The 2,156-nt window shown below is 59.5% G+C and carries 1 protein-coding gene and 1 pseudogene; both read right to left on the minus strand.

Annotated elements, in window-relative coordinates:
* Positions 1 to 1,538, minus strand: a 1,538-nt coding sequence (locus tag C5B90_RS19760) for a VirB4 family type IV secretion system protein (RefSeq protein WP_115883620.1), incomplete at its 3' end; no start/stop codon positions are given.
* A pseudogene (locus tag C5B90_RS19765) lies at positions 1,531 to 2,156 on the minus strand (hypothetical protein); the annotation flags it as partial. The pseudogene C5B90_RS19765 and the gene C5B90_RS19760, both read right to left, overlap by 8 nt.

Raw genomic sequence — 2,156 nt, forward strand, 5'->3', positions numbered from 1 at the left:
ATGACTTTCTCGTCGCGGATGTCGAACTCCGATTCCTTCCCGAGGTTCGCGTAGCGGCCCGCTTCTTCGAAGGGCCGCAGTTGGTCGATCAACCATGTTGCATCATCGCTGATTTTCTCAGCTTCCGCATCCGACCGGACGACGAACGACTCGGGGTCGTCGACCATCTCTTCGAAGACGTCCAGCATCTCTCGAATCGTCGGGCTCGGGTTGCCGTGCGTCGTGATATCATCAGTAATGCCATGACGCTCGTAGGCCTGTCTGAGACCGAGTTCGAGTGTTGTTCGGCGGTCGCCAAGTGAGATGCCGCGGAGAGCGAAGAAATTCGTCAGGAAGCTCATCGCGTCGTCGAGTTTCTCGTTGAACGGACTCGCGTCTTCACCCATTGCCCGTTGGACGTGTTCGGGCGTCTGGCGGATTTCGAGCGGGTTTAGTCCGAGTGTCCCACCGACGGTAATGCGCTTGGCGTCGAGCGCTTCGGAGACGCCCGCCCAGTTGTTGAGCGGTTCGAGAATGATCCCGATGCGGTCCTTGCTCTGTTCGATCGACCGGATGAAATTCTCTTTCGCACCGAACGATTTGCCAGAGCCTGTGTCGCCGACAGTAAACATCGCATACCCGTTGTCACGGGCGAACGGGTCGATGACGACCGGACTCTGGTTGTCCTTGTGAATCCCGAACTCGACGCCCCCTTCTTCGAGAATCGTCGCGTTGTGTGGCGACGCTAAGAGGGAACCAACAGCACCGCCGAGGGCAATCGACTCCCGGCCGAAGACGTTGTCGCCGATTGGCGCGGCGGACTGGAGTGCGAGGTCCTGCCGGCAGATAGCCGTCTTTGGCGTGAGATTCGCCGGTTCGTCACGGAGCGCGCTTTTGACTGCTCTGACGGCGTTCTGGAGTTCGTCCGTGTCGTCGGCACGGACGGTGACGAACAGCCCTTGGTCGAACACACTCGCACCACTCTCGACGGCCTTGTACGTCGCCGCTGCCTCGTTGGCTCGCTCTTGGAGGTACTCACTCCGGACGCTCTGTTCTAAATCAGCGTCGACCTGCAGGTCGTCCGCAATATCCTGCAGTTCGTTTCGTGCGCGTTGCTGGTTCTTCGGCGTGATGTGCGCCGTCAGGTCGAACTCGACGTCGGTCAACTCGAAGAGGTCACTCAAGTAGCCGTCATTCGGGTAGTCGGCGTAGTCAGCGATGTATAGCGTCGTCGTCCATTGCTCACCGACACGGGCAGCACGCGTCTTCCATTCGACTGCCGCTGGGGCCGTCGCCGTCTTGTGTGACTCCGAGATGTCGTCGAGGAGTTGGCCTTCTGCCTCGCCGGCTTCGAGGGTTTCCTCGTCGAGGACATCCGAGAAGTCGACTTCCGGCTCGTCGTCGGTGCGGTACCGCTGCCAGAGGGCTGTCCCGCCGACGCCGAGTACCACGATAGTCCCCAGATAGAGCGCTGCACCTTCAGGGGATGTTGGCTGTTGAGCCCACTGGGTGAGTTGTGAGAGAATATCACGACTCGACTGCAACGGGAGATTACGCATTGAACGCCTCCTCCCGGCGTGACCGGCCGAGAATCGGTTGTTCGCGAATTACGTCTGCTTCGGTCTCGAAATCGTGTTCCTCGCCGTTCCAGAAGTCCATGTTCAGAACGAACAATTCGACCGTGCTGAGTCGGTGGGCAGACCAGCCGGAGGCCTGCTGAATGAATTCGGAACGGACATCCGCAATCCGGTCGTCCAGCTTCTCGAACATCTGGGCGCGGCGTTCGACATCGGAGAGGTCCTCTCGTCGTGTGACGAACGGGTTGAACAGGATGCCGATCACGGGGAACTGCGTCAGCTTTTCAGCCGGTGTTCCCTCGTCGCGGTATCGGTCATAGACTTCGAGTGGCGAGACTTCTACGCCAATGTAGTACCGAACCTGTTGAATGCCGCGGTCACGCATTTCTTTGGGCCGCGTCTCCCGATACTCCTCGAGGAGTTCCCGGAAGATCGGGTTCTGTGTGACGTCCTCGTCGGTGAGTCGCTCCTCGATCGTCTCGGTGATCTGTTCGACCGGGAATGACCGGGTTGTTGCGTGGAATTTGAGCTTCGAGTCGAGTTCTTTGTTGGCGAACTCGGCGCCTGCATCCTGAAGTTGGGCCCAGTCGTCGGCCATCG

Source organism: Haloferax sp. Atlit-12N, from assembly GCF_003383095.1.
In the GTDB taxonomy this organism is placed as follows: Archaea; Halobacteriota; Halobacteria; order Halobacteriales; family Haloferacaceae; genus Haloferax.